At 72.0% G+C, this 16409-nt stretch carries 15 protein-coding genes; 9 read left to right on the forward strand and 6 right to left on the reverse strand.

Annotation, left to right across the window (positions count from 1 at the left end; all coding sequences use genetic code 11):
• Positions 1-81: 81 nt before the first annotated feature.
• The 5 genes from ACFY0F_RS08940 (at position 82) to ACFY0F_RS08960 (ending at position 4376) form a co-directional block, all read left to right on the forward strand.
• On the forward strand, positions 82-882 hold the full coding sequence (locus tag ACFY0F_RS08940) for a crotonase/enoyl-CoA hydratase family protein (protein WP_388790976.1): 801 nt from the start codon (positions 82-84) through the stop codon (positions 880-882).
• Between the two features lie 19 nt (positions 883-901).
• Positions 902-1843: a Zn-ribbon domain-containing OB-fold protein gene (locus ACFY0F_RS08945; protein WP_388790978.1), complete on the forward strand. Its 942-nt coding sequence runs from the start codon at positions 902-904 to the stop codon at positions 1841-1843.
• A complete protein-coding gene (locus tag ACFY0F_RS08950) occupies positions 1840-2889 on the forward strand; it encodes a thiolase domain-containing protein (RefSeq protein WP_388790980.1) in 1050 nt (349 codons plus the stop codon). Before ACFY0F_RS08945 ends, ACFY0F_RS08950 begins: the two co-directional genes overlap by 4 nt.
• Entirely contained in the window at positions 2886-4052 is a 1167-nt protein-coding gene (locus ACFY0F_RS08955) for a thiolase domain-containing protein (protein WP_388790982.1), read from the forward strand. The genes ACFY0F_RS08950 and ACFY0F_RS08955 overlap by 4 nt, the downstream gene beginning before the upstream one ends.
• Before the next feature lie 81 nt (positions 4053-4133).
• Positions 4134-4376 carry a DUF397 domain-containing protein gene (locus ACFY0F_RS08960; RefSeq protein WP_388790984.1) on the forward strand — a complete coding sequence of 81 codons (243 nt, stop codon included), beginning with the start codon at positions 4134-4136 and terminating at the stop codon, positions 4374-4376.
• A gap of 110 nt (positions 4377-4486) precedes the next feature.
• Here ACFY0F_RS08960 and ACFY0F_RS08965 read toward each other — a convergent pair whose 3' ends face one another.
• The gene (locus ACFY0F_RS08965; RefSeq protein ID WP_388790986.1) at positions 4487-5077 is read right to left on the reverse strand and encodes a dienelactone hydrolase family protein; all 591 of its coding nucleotides are present in this window, start codon (positions 5075-5077) and stop codon (positions 4487-4489) included.
• A 109-nt stretch (positions 5078-5186) separates the two neighbouring features.
• Between ACFY0F_RS08965 and ACFY0F_RS08970 the strand changes: the two genes are divergently transcribed.
• The gene (locus ACFY0F_RS08970; RefSeq protein WP_388790988.1) at positions 5187-5684 is read left to right on the forward strand and encodes a hypothetical protein; all 498 of its coding nucleotides are present in this window, start codon (positions 5187-5189) and stop codon (positions 5682-5684) included.
• 5 nt (positions 5685-5689) lie between these two features.
• Here the strand turns inward: ACFY0F_RS08970 and ACFY0F_RS08975 are convergent, their stop codons facing one another.
• The gene (locus tag ACFY0F_RS08975; protein WP_388790990.1) at positions 5690-7663 is read right to left on the reverse strand and encodes an N-acetylmuramoyl-L-alanine amidase; all 1974 of its coding nucleotides are present in this window, start codon (positions 7661-7663) and stop codon (positions 5690-5692) included.
• Positions 7664-7917: 254 nt separating this feature from the next.
• Positions 7918-9060, reverse strand: coding sequence for an aminoglycoside phosphotransferase family protein (locus ACFY0F_RS08980; protein WP_388790992.1), 1143 nt, complete (start codon positions 9058-9060; stop codon positions 7918-7920).
• Between the two features lie 262 nt (positions 9061-9322).
• Between ACFY0F_RS08980 and ACFY0F_RS08985 the strand changes: the two genes are divergently transcribed.
• Positions 9323-10816: a hypothetical protein gene (locus ACFY0F_RS08985; protein WP_388790994.1), complete on the forward strand. Its 1494-nt coding sequence runs from the start codon at positions 9323-9325 to the stop codon at positions 10814-10816.
• 23 nt (positions 10817-10839) lie between these two features.
• Here ACFY0F_RS08985 and ACFY0F_RS08990 read toward each other — a convergent pair whose 3' ends face one another.
• Positions 10840-12279 (reverse strand): PP2C family protein-serine/threonine phosphatase, encoded by a 1440-nt coding sequence (locus ACFY0F_RS08990; RefSeq protein WP_388790996.1) that lies wholly within the window; start codon positions 12277-12279, stop codon positions 10840-10842.
• 506 nt (positions 12280-12785) lie between these two features.
• On the opposite strand from ACFY0F_RS08990, the gene ACFY0F_RS08995 reads away from it, so the two are divergent.
• On the forward strand, positions 12786-13199 hold the full coding sequence (locus ACFY0F_RS08995; protein ID WP_388790998.1) for an SsgA family sporulation/cell division regulator: 414 nt from the start codon (positions 12786-12788) through the stop codon (positions 13197-13199).
• A gap of 31 nt (positions 13200-13230) precedes the next feature.
• Here the strand turns inward: ACFY0F_RS08995 and ACFY0F_RS09000 are convergent, their stop codons facing one another.
• Complete coding sequence (locus ACFY0F_RS09000; protein ID WP_388791000.1) at positions 13231-14256, reverse strand: Gfo/Idh/MocA family protein; 1026 nt, start codon at positions 14254-14256, stop codon at positions 13231-13233.
• A 76-nt stretch (positions 14257-14332) separates the two neighbouring features.
• Complete coding sequence (locus tag ACFY0F_RS09005) at positions 14333-15427, reverse strand: chemotaxis protein (protein ID WP_388791002.1); 1095 nt, start codon at positions 15425-15427, stop codon at positions 14333-14335.
• A 185-nt stretch (positions 15428-15612) separates the two neighbouring features.
• Between ACFY0F_RS09005 and ACFY0F_RS09010 the strand changes: the two genes are divergently transcribed.
• Positions 15613-16398, forward strand: coding sequence for an alpha/beta hydrolase (locus tag ACFY0F_RS09010; RefSeq protein WP_388791004.1), 786 nt, complete (start codon positions 15613-15615; stop codon positions 16396-16398).
• Positions 16399-16409: the final 11 nt, after the last annotated feature.

Raw genomic sequence — 16409 nt, forward strand, 5'->3', positions numbered from 1 at the left:
CTGACTGACTGTCAGAAAACCCTTGAAGTGCCCCCTCCACTACTGCAACCTGTTCTCGTTCTGTCAGAGGGGAGATGGGCGATGGGTGGAACCGAACACCTCACCGTGCGGCGCGAAGGCGCCACACTGGTGCTCACGCTCAACCGGCCCGAGGCGAGGAACGCGCTCTCGTTGCCGATGCTCGTCGGCCTGTACGACGGCTGGCTCGCGGCCGACGCAGACGACGCGGTCCGCTCCATCGTGCTCACCGGAGCCGGAGGCGCCTTCTGCGCCGGGATGGACCTCAAGGCGCTGGCCGGCAAGGGCATGGAAGGCCGGCACCACCGGGGCCGGCTGAAGGCCGACCCCGACCTGCACTGGAAGGCGATGCTGCGCCACCACCGCCCGCGCAAACCGGTCATCGCCGCCGTCGAGGGCCACTGCGTCGCGGGCGGCACCGAGATCCTGCAGGGCACCGACATCCGGGTCGCGGGCGAGTCCGCCACCTTCGGCCTGTTCGAGGTCAGGCGCGGCCTGTTCCCGATCGGCGGCTCGACGGTCCGCCTGCAACGCCAGATCCCGCGCACCCACGCCCTGGAGATGCTGCTCACCGGACGGCCCTACACCGCCCGGGAGGCCGCCGGCATCGGCCTGATCGGGCACGTGGTCCCCGACGGCACGGCGCTGGAGAAAGCGCTGGAGATCGCCGAGCAGATCAACGCCTGCGGCCCGCTGGCCGTGGAGGCCGTCAAGGCGTCGGTGTACGAGACCGCCGAGCTGACCGAGACCGAGGGTCTGGCGGCCGAACTGAAGCGCGGCTGGCCCGTCTTCGACACCGCCGACGCCAAGGAAGGCGCCCGCGCCTTCGCGGAGAAACGGCCCCCCGTCTACAAGCGAGCCTGACCCCGGAGGAGAACCTTCCATGCCAGACGTCCTCAAAGCGCCCCTCGTCGTGGAGTTCCCCTTCACCCGCTCCCTCGGCCCCGTCCAGAGCGCCTTCCTCACCGGACTGCGCGAACGCCTCGTCCTGGGAGTGCGCACCGGTGACGGACGCGTCCTCGTCCCACCCGTCGAGTACGACCCCGTGACCGCCGAGGAGATCCGCGACCTCGTCCACGTGGGCGTCACCGGCACGGTCACCACCTGGGCCTGGAACCCCGAACCCCGCCGCGGCCAGCCCCTCACCACCCCCTTCGCCTGGGCCCTGGTCCGCCTCGACGGCGCCGACACCGCCCTGCTGCACGCCCTCGACGCCCCCGGCCCCGACGCCGTGCACACCGGCATGCGGGTCCGGATCCGCTGGGCCGAGGAGCGCTCCGGCGCCATCACCGACATCGCCTGCTTCGAGCCGTACGACGGTGACGACACCGAAGTCACCGTGCACGCGGGCGAGTTCGAGGAACCGGTCACCGGCATCGTCGCCCACGCCCGCCTCGACTACACCTACTCGCCGGGCCGCGCCCAGTCCGCCTACATCAACGCCCTCTCCGGCCGCCGGACCTTCGGGGAGCGCTGCCCGTCCTGCCGCAAGGTGTACGTCCCGCCGAGGGGCGCCTGCCCCACCTGCGGGGTCGCCACCTCCGAACAGGTCGAGGTCGGCCCCCGCGGCACGGTCACCACCTTCTGCATCGTCAACATCAAGGCGAAGAACCTCGACATCGAAGTGCCCTACGTCTACGCCCACATCGCCCTCGACGGCGCCGGCCTCCCCCTGCACGGCCGCATCGGTGGCATCCCGTACGACCAGGTGCGGATGGGCCTGCGGGTCGAACCGGTGTGGACCGAGGGGGCCCGCTACCCCGACCACTACCGGCCGACCGGCGAACCCGACGCGGACTACGAGACGTACAAGGAGCTGATATGACGCGGGACATCGCGGTCGTCGCCTTCGCCCAGACCGTCCACCGGCGCACCAGCGACGAGCTCTCCGAGGTGGAGATGCTCATGCCCGTGCTGCACGAGGTCCTGGACCGGACCGGGCTGAAGACCGCCGACATCGACTTCACCTGCTCCGGCTCCAGCGACTACCTCGCCGGCCGCGCCTTCTCCTTCACCCTCGCCCTCGACGGCGTGGGCGCCTGGCCGCCCATCTCCGAGTCGCACGTCGAGATGGACGGCGCGTGGGCGCTGTACGAGGCGTGGACCAAGCTGCTCACCGGCGACGCCGACACCGCCCTCGTCTACTCGTACGGCAAGTCCTCGCCCGGCTCGGTGCGCGACGTTCTCACCCGGCAGCTCGACCCGTACTACGTCGCCCCGCTCTGGCCCGACTCCGTCGCCCTGGCGGCCCTGCAGGCGCGGGCGCTCATCGACGCCGGGCAGACCGACGAGCCGGCGCTCGCCGCGATCGGTGCGCGCAGCCGGGCCGTCGCCACCGCCAACCCGCACGCCCAGCTCCGGGGGCCGGTGCCGCAGGGCGACTACCTCGTACAGCCCCTGCGCACCGGCGACTGCCCGCCCATCGGCGACGGGGCCGCCGCCGTGATCCTGGCGGCCGGGGACCGCGCCCGCGAGCTGTGCGAGCGGCCCGCCTGGATCCGTGGCATCGACCACCGCATCGAGGCCCACGCCCTCGGCGTGCGTGACCTGACCGACTCGCCGTCCGCCCGGCTGGCCGCAGAGAAGGCGGGAGCCTTCGAACGGCCCGTGGACACCGCCGAGTTGCACGCGCCGTTCAGCTCGCAGGAAGTCGTACTGCGCAGGGCGCTGCGGCTCGACGACAGCGTCACGGTGAACCCCTCCGGAGGAGCCCTCGCCGCCAACCCGATCATGGCCGCCGGGCTGATCCGTATCGGCGAGGCCGCCGCCCGTGTCCACCGCGGCGCCAGCGACCGGGCGCTCGCCCACGCCACCTCCGGCCCCTGCCTGCAACAGAACCTGGTCGCCGTCCTCGAGGGGGATCCCCGATGAGCAAGGAGCCCGTGGCCGTAACAGGGATCGGCCAGACCAAGCACGTTGCGGCCCGCCGGGACGTGTCGATCGCCGGACTGCTCCGGGAGGCCGCCGTAAGGGCCCTGGCAGACGCCGAGTTGACATGGGCGGACATCGACGCCGTGGTCATCGGCAAGGCACCCGACTTCTTCGAGGGCGTCATGATGCCCGAGCTGTACCTCGCCGACGCACTCGGCGCGGTCGGCAAGCCCATGCTGCGGGTGCACACGGCCGGCTCCGTCGGCGGATCGACCGCCCTCGTCGCCGCGAACCTCGTCGCCGCCCGGGTCCACGGCACCGTGCTCACCCTCGCCTTCGAGAAGCAGTCCGAGTCGAACGCCATGTGGGGCCTGTCCCTGCCCATCCCCTTCCAGCAGCCGCTGCTGGCCGGCGCGGGCGGCTTCTTCGCCCCGCACGTACGCGCGTACATGCGGCGCAGCGGAGCCCCCGACACGGTCGGCTCCCTGGTCGCCTACAAGGACCGGCGCAACGCGCTGAAGAACCCCTACGCCCACCTCCACGAGCACGACATCACCCTGGAGAAGGTGCAGGCCTCCCCGATGCTGTGGGACCCGATCCGCTACTCCGAGACCTGCCCGTCCTCGGACGGCGCCTGCGCGATGGTCCTCACCGACCGCGCCGGCGCCGCCCGCGCGCCCCGGCCGCCCGCCTGGATGCTCGGCGGCGCCATGCGCAGCGAGCCGACCCTGTTCGCCGGGAAGGACTTCGTCTCCCCGCAGGCCGGCAAGGACTGCGCCGCCGACGTCTACCGGCAGGCCGGCATCGCCGACCCGCGACGGGACATCGACGCCGTCGAGATGTACGTGCCGTTCTCCTGGTACGAGCCGATGTGGCTGGAGAACCTCGGCTTCGCCGACGAGGGCGAGGGCTGGAAACTCACCGAGTCCGGCGTGACCGAACTCGACGGGGACCTGCCCGTCAACATGTCGGGCGGAGTGCTGTCCACCAACCCCATCGGCGCCTCCGGGATGATCCGTTTCGCGGAGGCCGCCCTCCAGGTCCGCGGACAGGCCGGAGAACACCAGGTGGACCGGGCCCGGAAGGTCCTCGGGCACGCCTACGGCGGCGGATCGCAGTTCTTCTCCATGTGGCTCGTGGGCTCCCAGCCGCCCGACTCCTGAAAGTCCCGCTCACGTGGCCTGTCGGCGGTCGGAACCGATCGCTAGGCTGGCCGCGGACGACGAACCGGGAGGAGCACGGACGTGGCCGAGAGCACCACCCAGCAGAAGCCGCTCATGGGCTGGGACAAGCCGGAACTGGACCTCAGCAGCGCCGAGTGGCGGTCCAGCAGCCGAGGCCTGGGAGATGTCCAGATCGCCTTTGTCGAGGGATTCATCGCGATGCGCAACAGTGACCGCCCGGAGAGCCCTTCCCTGATCTTCACCCCCGCCGAGTGGGGCGCCTTCGTCTCCGGCGCGCGGGAGGGGGAGTTCGATCTCACCTAGGTCCCGGTGAACGATCAACCGGCTGCCGTCGGGGCGGTCGGGTGCGGCAGCCGGGGCGCACTTGTCCGGCGAGGCCGGGTCCATCGATGAAGTCGGCACCCGGCACCGCGTCATCGCGGTCGTCCTGCCCGCTCAACACCTCGATCGAGGAAGTCCAGCACCCGACGCCAGGTCAGTTCGGCCGCGGCCCGGTCATGATCGGGAAGCTCACGGTCGGTGTAGAAGTGGCCGACGCCCGGATAGCGGAAGACCTCCAGGTCGACGCTCCTCTCCCGCGCCGCTCGGCAGAGAGCGGCAACGCGCTCGGGCGGCGCGAAATCGTCCGGTTCAGCGGCGTGCAACTGCACCCTGAGACCTGGAGGGGCGGATGCGGACAGGTCCGCGGTGGCGTGCAGGAGAAGAACGCCGGCGGCAGCGGGGCGCTCGGGCCAGAGATCGCCGATCACACCCGCGCCCATGGACACACCGGCGAGCACGGTCTCGTCCGGCATACCTCCGAGGGTCTGCCGAGCACGATGGATCACCGCTGCCCAGCCGACCCGGTCGATCAGCTGAAATCCCTGGTCGAGGGTGGCCGCGGTCTCACCGCCGAAGAGGTCGGGCGTGACGACCTCGTGCCCGGCGCGACGCAGCCGCTCGGCGGCGAGAAGTTCGGCAGGGCGCAGGCCGAGAGCTGAGTGGAACAGGGCGATGTGGGCCATGGCGTCATCGTGTCGCAGGGCCGCCGTGATGGCCTGACGCAGGAGGGAGCGGACGCATGAGACGCCGCCCACACGGCGCCGAACGCGTCCGGGCACGTACCATGGCCGCATGTCGTTCCTCCGCCGCCGCAGCGCCACTCCCGCCGGGCCCGACTTCGACGTACTGGCCATGGACCCGGGCGACTGGCCCGGCAACCTGGGCGCCGGACTGCTGCCCGCTCCCGACGGCAGCTGCCAGGGCGTCTTCCTGCGTTACGACCTGTTCGGCGGCCGGGGCCCCGCCATGATCATCGGCAACCTTCCGGAGGGTTCCCCGGCCCGTGAGGTCGCCGACGGCGAGATCCCCTTCGAGGTGGCCCAGCTGCTGCTGGCGCTGGAGAACGACGAGGAGGTCACCGTCACCGGCACCGAGGACATGCCGGTGCTCCAGGGCGACAACCTCCTGATCGTGCGTCGGCTGAAGCTCTCCGAGAGCCGGATCTCCTGCGTGCAGTTCGACCGCAGCGACGGTGTGCTGGTCACCATCGCCGCCTGGGACCGCCCCATCACGGACGACCTGTACGCCCTGCTGAAGCCGCTTCCGGCGGAGCTGTTCCAGCAGGGCTGAACCGGCTATCCGGCGGACGGTTCCACCTTGACGTCGGCGGCGCGCACGAACGCCACCCGGTGGCCGAACTGGATCTCGTAGTACAGGTCCTTGCCGACCACGACCCGGTGCGAGTCCGTGCTGAAGGTGACCGAGTAGAAGTACTCGCCGGGCAGCACGTCACCGACCACGTACCGCTGTCCCGCCGGCAGTGTGTACGGCAGCGGTGACACCGACTGGACCGGCACCCCCGCCGGGTACGCCTCCTTCTCCGGGTACGCGCGGCCGTACACCGGCACGCTCTGCGCACCCTCCTTCGGCGTGACGACAAGACCAGCGGCGTTCACCGCCGTCGGCTCGTGCCGCGGGTTGCGGAACCAGGCCTTCTGCCCGAGGTACCAGATCGCCGTCCAGTCGCCCCAGCGGTCGGCCACCGCGTACTGCTGGCCGGTCGACACCCGCGAGGACAGGTCGTTCACCCCGGTGGTCGGGTCCGTACCCAGGCCGATGTCCTTGATGAGGGCGGAGTTCTCGTCATGGTCGGAGTACAGCCGCACCTCGCTGGAGCCGTGCGCCGCGCACGGCTCGCCCTTGGTGACACAGCCCGTGTACACGGGCCGGTTCGCCGCGTAGTCCGGCCGGATCGTCACCAGCCCGCCCCTCCTGCCCGCGGTGCTGTGCAGGGGACGGCCGAGCAGCTCGAAGTAGTGCCGCCAGTCCCAGTACGGGCCCGGGTCGGTGTGCATGCCGGGGATGTAGGACGTGGTCGGACCCGGAACCGTGTCGTGGCCGAGGATGTGCTGCCGGTCCAGGGGGATGCCGTACCGCTTCGACAGGTACCTCACCAGCCGGGCCGAGGACCGGTACATCGCCTCCGTGTACCAGGCGTCCGGCGCGGCGAGGAAGCCCTCGTGCTCGATGCCGACCGATTTGGCGTTCACGTACCAGTTGCCCGCGTGCCAGGCCACGTCCTTCGCCTTCACATGCTGGGCGATCAGACCGTCGGTGGAACGGATGGTGTAGTTCCAGGACACGTAGGTGGGATCCTGCACCAGGTTCAGGACGCCGTCCCAGGTGCCCTCGGTGTCATGGATGACGATGTACCTGATGCTCTGCGACACCGGGCGGTCGCCCAGGTCGTGGTTGCCGTAGTCGTTGTCCCCGAACTCGGCGTACGGCGCCGGTACCCACTCGCACGACACCTTCCTCGGGCACTCCGTGCCGTCGTCGGAGACCGTGCGCAGTCCCGTCCGCCCCAGTTGGGCGGTGTCCGGGCTCAGCCGCGGCCGGGCGGTCAGGGTGACCAGCTCGCCCGCGTCCGTGGTGCGCCGCTCACCGGTGCGCAGCACATCGTAGACGTCGTTCGCGTACGCCGCCGCCGTCGCCCGGTCGTCCGCTCCGGAGAAGCGGGCCACCGCGCCGTACCAGTCGGCCGGATCCGCGCTCAGCGGCTCGCCCAGGCCCTTCTGGGCGGCGGCGAGCAGGGCGGCGCCGCCGGCCACGTTGGCCGCCGGGTCGGTGCGCAGCTTCCCGGCGGGGATGCCGGTCAGCTCGGCCGCCTTCGGCAGCGTCTCCAGACGGGCGGGCGGCGACACGGAGCCTGCCGGGACCCTCGCCGCGGGGTGCAGGGCCGCGCGGGCGGCGTCGCCGCGGGGATCCTCGGTGCCCTCGGCGAGGTGCTCGGTCGTGGCCAGTGCGGTGCGCGCGTCGGTCAGGTGCATCGGGCCGTAGCCGCCGGTGACGCTCGGCGCTCCGGCGTGCGTGTCCCAGCGGGACTGCAGGTAGGAGACGGCCAGCAGGACGCTCTGCGGCACCCGGTACTCGGCGGCGGCGGAGGCGAACGCGCGCTGCAACCCGCCGGTGGAGGACTGCGTGGCGCTCTGCGAAGGGGCCGCGCCCAGCAACGGGATCAGAAGGGCCGCGGAGGAGACGGCCACGGCCGTCCTGCCCTTACGTCTGCTGCCGGCGGCGGGCGTCTGGTCGGTGGCGGATCCTCGCAATGCAGCCTCCTGGGGCGGACGGGCGTGCGGGGCCGAACGGTGGGTCAGTGGTACCCGCTGGCCGACGATCCGTCAATCATGCCCGGAGACAGGGAATTTCCCATGTCACGCAGGGGGGCGGGAGTTTCGTGGCGCAGGCCCGCGGGCCTGCGGGGCGTCAGTGGAGTACACCAATGCCCGCACCGGAAACTCCCGACACAGCAAGGTCCGCGGTACGCCGCCGCTCATGGCGCACCGCGGACCCCGTGTCCCCGTCAGCGAGTGCCGACCGCCGCGCGTACCGCCCTGCGGGCGAGCTGGCAGTCGTCGTGCAGCCGCCTGAGCAGCAGCCGCTGTTCCTCGCCGGACGGCGCAGCACCCGGGTGAGCCACGCCCGGTGCCGCCGGGGTCGTGTCGTGCATCGAGCGCTGCACGGCCGTCTCGTACGTACGGATCTCACGCGTCAGGACCAGCATCAGGTTCACCAGGAAGGCGTCCCGCGAGGCAGGGCCCGCCGACTGGGCGAGCTGGCTGATCTGCCGCCGGGCCACCGGCGCGTCTCCGAGGACCGACCACAGCACCGCCAGGTCGTACCCCGGCAGATACCAGCCGGCGTGCTCCCAGTCCACCAGCACTGGACCGGCCGGTGACAGGAGGATGTTCGACAGCAGCGCGTCGCCGTGGCAGAACTGCCACATGCCCTGGCGGCCCGCCGCGTGCGCGATGCCGTGCATGAGTTTCTGCAGGTCGCCCAGGTCGCGGTCGGTGAGCAGCCCCAGCTCGTGGTACCGGGTGATGCGAGCCGCGTACTCCAGGGGCCGGTCGAAGGTGCCCGCCGGAGGCCGCCAGGCGTTCAGCCGGCAGATCGCGGCGAGGGCCGCCCGGACGTCCGCCCGGGGAGGGGCCTCCACAGGGTGCCGCTGGAGTGCCGCCACCCGGCCGGGCATCCGCTCGATGACCAGGGTGCAGTTGTCCGGATCCGCCGCGATCAGTCTCGGCACCCGGATGGGCGGCCGGTGCCGGACGAACGAGCGGTATGCGGCTATTTCGTGCCTGCTCCGTTCCGCCCAGGCGGGGGAGTGGTCCAGGAGACACTTGGCGACGGCCGTGCTCCGCCCCGTCGTCCCGATCAGGAGCACGGAGCGCCCGCTGCGGCGCAGCACCTGCACCGGGGCGAACTCCGGGCAGATCCGGTGCACCGAGGCGATCGCGGTGCGCAACTGCGCCCCCTGGGGGCCGGACAGGTCGAGTCTCCCGCTGAGCGGTTGGGTGCCGGGCCCGCCGACGCGCCGCGGCCGGCCGGTTCCGAGCACGGGTGGCCCCGGTCGCGCCGCGGGGTCCAGATAGGGTCCGCTGCCCGCCGGGCGGGCACGCAGCGGCCGGGGCGGGGCGGACACGGAGGACGATGCTGCGTACATGGGCGGAAACAGATCCCTTCGTGTGCCTGCGGTGCCTGCCTTGGTGACTCCTCGCGCACAACCCGGCCCGGTCGCCCGGGCGCATCCTGGGGAATGCTCCCGTCATATGAACCGGCGAACCGGGTCGGGGTGGCGCGTTCCTACCTGACACCCGGTGACCAGTGGCACACCATCTGGCGCACCCTGGCGAACCCTGGCGAATAGTCGCCCGGCAACCTCCACGGGTCTACTGTCAAGTCAGCCGAGAACCTGGGGGCTTGACGTGAGCGGAGTACCCAACACCCGCCTGGCGGACCTGTTCGGCCTGGCCGGCTGGTCCAAGGGTGAACTCGCGAGGCTGGTCAACAAGCAGGCGGCGGCCATGGGCCACCCGCAGCTGGCGACCGACACCTCCCGGGTGCGGCGGTGGATCGACACGGGAGAGATCCCGCGCGATCCGGTGCCGCGGGTGCTGGCGGCTCTGTTCACCGAGCGTCTCGGCCGTGTCGTGACCATCGAGGACCTCGGTCTGGTACGGCACGGGCGTGCGGGGAAACGGCAGGGCGGCGGGAATGTGGAACATCCCGACGGTGTGCCGTGGGCGCCCGAACGGACCGCCGCGGTCCTCACCGAATTCACGGGAATGGACCTCATGCTCAACCGACGCGGCTTGGTGGGCGCGGGTGCCGCGCTCGCCGCCGGATCCGCACTCAGCAGCGCCATGCACGACTGGCTGCACACCGATCCGACCCTGAGGGCCGACGCCCCTGTCCTCGACGACCCTCTGCACGCCGACCCCGCCGGGTTCGACCGCTACGAGGCCGCACCCATCGGGTCTCAGGAGATCGAGGAACTGGAGCGCTCGGTCGAAGTGTTCCGAGCCTGGGACGCGGCCCGCGGCGGCGGGCTGCAGCGGAAGGCGGTGGTCGGCCAGCTCAACGAGGTGGGCGGCATGCTCGCCTACCGCCACCCCGACCACCTCCAGCGGCGCCTGTGGGGCGTCGCCGCCAACCTCGCCGTACTCGCCGGCTGGATGTCGCACGACGTCGGCCTGGAACCCACGGCCCAGAAGTACTTCGTCATCGCCGCCCATGCCGCGAGAGAGGGTGGTGACCGGCCGCGCGCCGGGGAGGCGCTCTCCCGGGCGGCTCGCCAGATGGTGCACCTCGGCCGGCCCGACGACGCACTCGACCTGATGAAGCTCGCCCGGTCCGGTTCCGGCGACGAGGTGCTGCCCCGTACCAAGGCGATGCTGTACACGATCGAGGCCTGGGCCCAGGCGTCCATGGGCAAGGGCCAGGCGATGCGCCGCACCCTCGGACAGGCGGAGGACCTCTTCGTCTCCGACAAGGGCGACGTGCCGCCGCCGAGCTGGATGCAGATGTTCAAGGAGGAGGACCTCTACGGCATGCAGGCCCTGGCCTACCGCACCCTGGCCGAGCACGACCCGAACGCGGCCGGGCACGCCCAGCACTACGCGGAGAAGGCTCTGGCCCTCAGGGTCGACGGACGCCAGCGGTCGAAGATCTTCGACTTCCTGTCCATGGCCTCCGCCTGCTTCATCGCCGACGATCCCGAACAGGCGGACCGGTACGCGCGCCTGGCCCTGATGTCGATGGGGTCGAACTCCTCGCACCGCACCTGGGACCGGCTGCGTGAGATGTACCGGCTGACCGCCGAGTACGCGAGCTACCCGAAGATCAACGAGCTGCGGGAGGAGATCAGGCTGGCCCTGCCGAAGACCAAGGGCCACAGCGCCCGCACCGCACCGGCGTAGGTTCAGGTTCTCCTACCGTTCTCCTACCCGCTCACCTTGGCGACGAGCACGCAGGCGTCGTCCTGCCGCTCGTTCTCGCCGAACTCCTCCACGACCGTGCGCAGGCAGTCCTGGGCGGTCGGTGCCGCGCCGAGGCGCGGGCCCAGGTCCAGGAGACGTTCCACGGCTGCCGTCGCTCCCCCCTGCCCGGACACGAGTCCGTCCGTGCGCAGCAGGAGCAGGTCGCCGGGCTCCAGGGTCACTTCGGCCTGCCCGTAGCCGGCTCGGCTGGTCGCGCCGAGCAGAACGCCGTCGGGGGGGTTCAGTTCGCGCCCCGTCCCGTCGCGGAACAGCAGCGGGGCGGGGTGGCCCGCCTGCGCCCACACCAGGGTGCGGGTGGCGGGCCGGTAGCGGCAGCAGACCGCGCTGCCGAGTGCCGGCTGCACGGTGGCGTCCAGTAACTGGTTGAGCAGGGCCATCAGTTGCCCGGGCTGGGCGCCCGCCATCGCCATGCCGCGCAGTGCGCCCAGCAGCATCGCCATGCCGGAGGCGACGCCGACCCCGTGCCCGGTGAGATCGCCGACGCTGAGCAACGTTTCGCCGTCCGGGAGCTCGAGGGCGTCGTACCAGTCGCCGCCGATCGGCGAGCCCGTGGCGGAGGGCAGGTGGCGAGCCGCGAGGTCGAGTGCTCGAGGTCCTCCGTGCGGGAGCCGCAGGGAGCCCCGCCACGGCGGCAGCACCGCCTCCTGCAGTTCGGTCGCGAGCCGGCGCTCGGTCCGTGCCTGTTCCTGGTGGCGGTGCAGGGAGTCGCGGGTCTCGCACACCTCCCGCTGGCTGCGGCGCAGTTCGCTGACGTCCCGCAGCACGGCCCACATCGAGGCGGTGCCGCCGTCCGCGTCGAGCACGGGCTCACCCATCATGTGCACGGTCCGGACGGATCCGTCGGGACGTACGACGCGGAACTCCCCGTCGATGGGCTTGGCGTCGACGAGACAGTCCGTCACCATCGACGTCAGCTTCGGACGGTCCTCGTCGAGGACCAGCGACGGCAGTTCGTCCAGGGTGAGTGCGGGGGCGGCGGGATCGCGGCCGAGGATCCGGTAGAGCTCTCCGGACCAACTGGCTTCGTCGGTCAGCAGGTTCCATTCCGCGCTGCCGACCCGGCTCAGCAGCGAGCCGCTCGGGGTGCCGCCCGCGGTCGCGGGAGGTGCGCCGGCCGACGCCGCGCCGGGGGCGGGTGGAGCGGGCGCCGGGCCGTCCCGAAGTTGCGCCAAGTGCCCGTCGAGGTCGCTCAGTTGGTGTAGCGCGAGGTCACAGAGGGCGCGGTGCCACCGCTCCTGCGCGTCCGAACCGTCTTCCGGCGCGTCCCGACGCACCGCGTCCACGTCGCCCTTGAGCCGCCGGGCCTGCGAGATGAGCGCGTCGACCGAGCCACGGCCGGGCGGCTGGGCGGCTGGGCGGTCCGCGGAGAGAGGGGACGGCATGACGCACTCCGATGCGGGGACGGTACGGCCAGGGCCGACGGAAGGGCCGTTACGACTGTTGCACAGCCCGCGACGCCCTGTAAGGGATTTGGCAACACACGATCCGGTGGTGCTTCTGGCATATGCCAGAGTCTTTGAAACGCGGTTGACCGGCCCGGATGGCGTAGGTGGAGGGGCGGGCAAGGCGTAGACGAGGTACGTGACTTGACCGATCGAAGGGGGTCTCGGTGTAGCGTCCAGGTGAATGTTCGACGTGCCTGTGTTCTATGGTGCCGCGTCGATGAGGGTCGTCCTCGGCCAAGGGGGACGGATGCGAATGGGGCGCGCGAGGGCGCGGGTGGCGCGCAAAGGTGGTGACAGCGGCTGGAGCCGCCGGTCACGGCTGAATCCGCGCCCCCCGGACGCATGGCGGAAACCCTCCCACTCCCCCTCCGGTAGTGATGCACGTCACACGAAATCGGTCCCGATTTCGCGTAATGCGAGAGGCTCCTCGGAGTCCTACAAGCATGGACTTCACCTTCGCGCAGCCCACCCACGCCCGTCTGATCACCGCCGGGGACCGCACGGTCCCCGTGACCGCCACGCTCCGGTACACCACCGAGGATCCCCTCGCCGTGTTCATCGACTTCCCGCCCCGGGCGACCCTGGACGGGGAAGGCGCCACCTGGACCTTCGCGCGCTCCCTGCTGGACCAGGGGCTGGACGTGCCCGCCGGCAGCGGTGACGTGCGGATATGGCCGTGCGACCCGGGGCGCACGGTCCTGGAGTTGCACTCGCCGTACGGGGTCGCCCTGCTGCAGTTCGGCACGCCCGCGCTGCGCCGGTTCCTGCGGCGCAGCTACGCCGCGGTGGCGGCCGGGCGGGAGGACGTCGAGGCGGTCGTCGACCGCGGGCTGAGCGCCCTGTTCGGCGGCGTCTGACCGTACGCGGTGAAGTTCGCGGCCGCCTCCGTCAGCGGCCGGCCTCCGGGTACAGCTCCGGGCGCGGGGCCGGCTCCACGGCCACCCGTCGGCCGCTGTGCAGGGCCTCGACCCCCGCCTCGGCCACGACGGAGGCCGCGTAGCCGTCCCAGGCGCTCGGGCCGGTGACCCGGCCCCGCCGGGTGGCGTCCACCCAGGCCTGCACCTCGCGGTCGTAGGCGTCGGCGAACCGTACGAGGTAGTCCTGTGCCACGTCCTCACGGGCGCTGCCCCGGGTGGTGACGACCATGGTGTGCTCCTCGCCGATCCGCGCACTGCCCGCCTCGCAGACCGCCTCGCAGCGCACCTCGTACCCGAAGCCGCAGTTGACGAAGACCTCCACGTCGACCAGGGCGCCGCCGTCGGTCTCGAAGAGCACGAACTGCGGATCGGCCAGCCCCTCGGGGGCGTCCGACGAGGGCGCCGGCCGCAGCACGGTCACCGCGGTCGGCTCCTGGCCGAGCAGCCAGCGGGCCGCGTCGATCTCGTGCGAAACGGAGCTGTCGATCAGCATGGCGCTGGTGAAGCCCGGCGGGGAGGAGACGTTGCGGTGGGTGCAGTGCAGCATCAGCGGCCGGCCCAGGCGCCCGCTGTCCAGCAAGGCCTTCAGCCGCCGGTACTCGGCGTCGTAGCGCCGCATGAAGCCGATCTGTGCCAGCCGCCGCCCGAGCCGCGCCTCCGCCTCCACCACGCGCAGCGCCCCCGCGGAGTCCGGCACCATGGGCTTCTCGCACAGCACGGGCAGGCCACGGGCGAACGCCGCGAACAGCGCCTCCTCGTGGGCGGGGCCTGGCGAGGCGATCAGTACGGCCTCCACTCCGGGTGCGTCGAGCGCGGCCGCCACGTCCGTGTGCACGGACACCTCGTCCAGGCCGGCGACCGCCGCCTCGGCCCGTCCGGCGTCCGGGTCGGCCACGGCGGCGACCCCGGCCCCGCTGATCACACGATCGAGGCGCCGTATGTGGTCGGCGCCCATGTGCCCCGCACCCAGTACGGCCACGCCCAGCAGGTCACCCACGTGCGCTCTCCCTGTTCGCCGACGATCACGCCGTAGCGTAGACGCCGGTGCGGGCGGAGGGCGGGGGCCCGGCGGGTCAGTAGCGCAGGACTCCCGCGATGCCGCTCGCGTCGCCCAGGGTGCCGTCCGGGACGAAGCGGACGTCGGCGCCGGTCTCCAGACACTGCTCGACGATCTCGTCCACGATGTCCTCGCGGGCCTCGGGCTCGCCGCTCACGGCCGGTACGAGGTGGCCTCCGGCCTCGTCACGGACCGTCACACGGTAGTTCTCCTCCACGGCCAGCAGGCGCACGCGGCCCTCCCGGGCGCTGTGCCAGACCTCGTCGACGCCGGCCGCGAAGGTGCGGTGACCGCGTGCCGAGTCCAGCTCCCGGGCCACGGCGGCGGTCTCCCGCCTCGCCTGTGCGTCGTGCACCGGCTTCACCGCCTGCCACACCGCCTCCGCGCCGGCGTGCCCGAGGCCGCCGTGCCGCACGTGGACCGCGCCCCTGGCGCCGCCGACCTCGTCCAGCAGGGACAGCGCCGCCTGCTCGCCGGTGACGTACAGCGGGCGGGGCTGTTCGCGCAGGACCGCGGCCATCGCGGTGGCCGCCTCGCGCACGAACTGGCGGGTGGCCTCGTCGCGGAAGGTGCTCGGCATGTCGCCGATCCGCTCCTGCCGCTCGGCGTCGAAGTTCTCGCGGCCACGGGTCAGCGGGAACCCGTCGGAATGGTTCTCCACGACCCGGTCGCCGCCGCCGCTCCACAGCCGGACGCGGTCCGCGGCGAGCGACAGCACCCAGAAGGGCCGCTCGGCGGCCCGGGCGGAGACGAGGTTGCGGGTCAGGAAGGTGTCCGAGAGCACCACCCGCTCGGGCACCTCCCGGGCGAGCGACCACACCTGGTGCTCACCCGGGGCGGCGAAGATCACCAGGCCGTCCTCGGCGTGCGTCAGGTCGACCTCGGCGAGCGCGCGGTCGAGCTGCGCGACGACCTCGGTCCGTCGCTCGCGGGTGACCTCCGGGTCCGTCTCCAGTTGCTTCTTGGCCTCGGCCATCACATTGCGCAGCCTGACCGGATCCTGGGCGTTGTAGGGCTCGCGCCGGTGCGTCGGCGTCAGCACGGAGACCGCCGGGTAGGGGCGTGGACGGCGCAGTTCGGCGAGGGTCGCGGGACTGAGTGCGTGCTCCATGACGACACCATAGGACTGAATCGCATGTCGGGCATTCGGGGTAATCGCCCCGATCGGGGCGTGACGCGCCGTCGCGCGAGCGGCGGCACGCCCGGGTCGGATCTCCTCGCCGGGAGCAGTGACGACGGGCCCCCCGGCCCGTTACCGTACCGGTCGGTAACCCGACCGCACCCCAGGAGACGCCCATGCCGCAGCTCGAGGTCGACGGCGCAGCGCTGACGTACGACGACGAAGGCCCCCGTGACGGCGACGGCGTGCCCCTGGTGTTCGTACACGGCTGGACCGCCGACCGGCACCGCTGGGACCACCAGATCGCGCACTTCGCCGGGAAGCGGCGGGTCGTCCGGCTCGATCTGCGCGGGCACGGGGAGAGCACCGGAGCCGGGGTGCCCACGATCGAGGAACTGGCCGGTGACGTCCTCGCCCTCCTCGACCATCTGGAGATCGAGCGCTGCGTGCTGGTCGGGCACTCCATGGGCGGGATGATCTCCCAGACCATCGCCCTCTCCCACCCCGAACGGGTGGAGCGACTGGTCCTGGTCGGTTCCATCAGCCGGATGGCGTTCAGCCGGGGCCGGGGCCTGCTGATGGCCGTCTCGACCCTCGTACCGTTCAAGCTGTTCGTCGCCGCCAACATCCAGCGGGCCTTCGCCCCCGGGTACCCCCGCGAGCGGATCAAGGAGCACATCCGGGCCTCGGCGGCGACCCCGCGCGAAGTGGTCATGACGCTGTACGGCGCCATGCGGGCCTTCGACGTACTCGACCGGGTCGGCGAGATCCGCACGCCCACCCTGCTGGTGCACGGCTACCACGACATCCAGCTCCCGGTGAGACAGATGCTGCGGATGGCGACCGCCTACCCGGACGCGGTGATCCGCATCATCGACGCGGGCCACGAACTGCCGGTGGAGAAGCCGGCCGAACTGACCGCCGCGCTCGACCGGTTCGTCGGTCCCGTGTCCGCGGCCTGAGGTCCCGCGTC

Origin of the sequence: Streptomyces sp. NPDC001544, assembly GCF_042894285.1 — a bacterium.
In the GTDB taxonomy this organism is placed as follows: domain Bacteria; phylum Actinomycetota; class Actinomycetes; order Streptomycetales; family Streptomycetaceae; genus Streptomyces.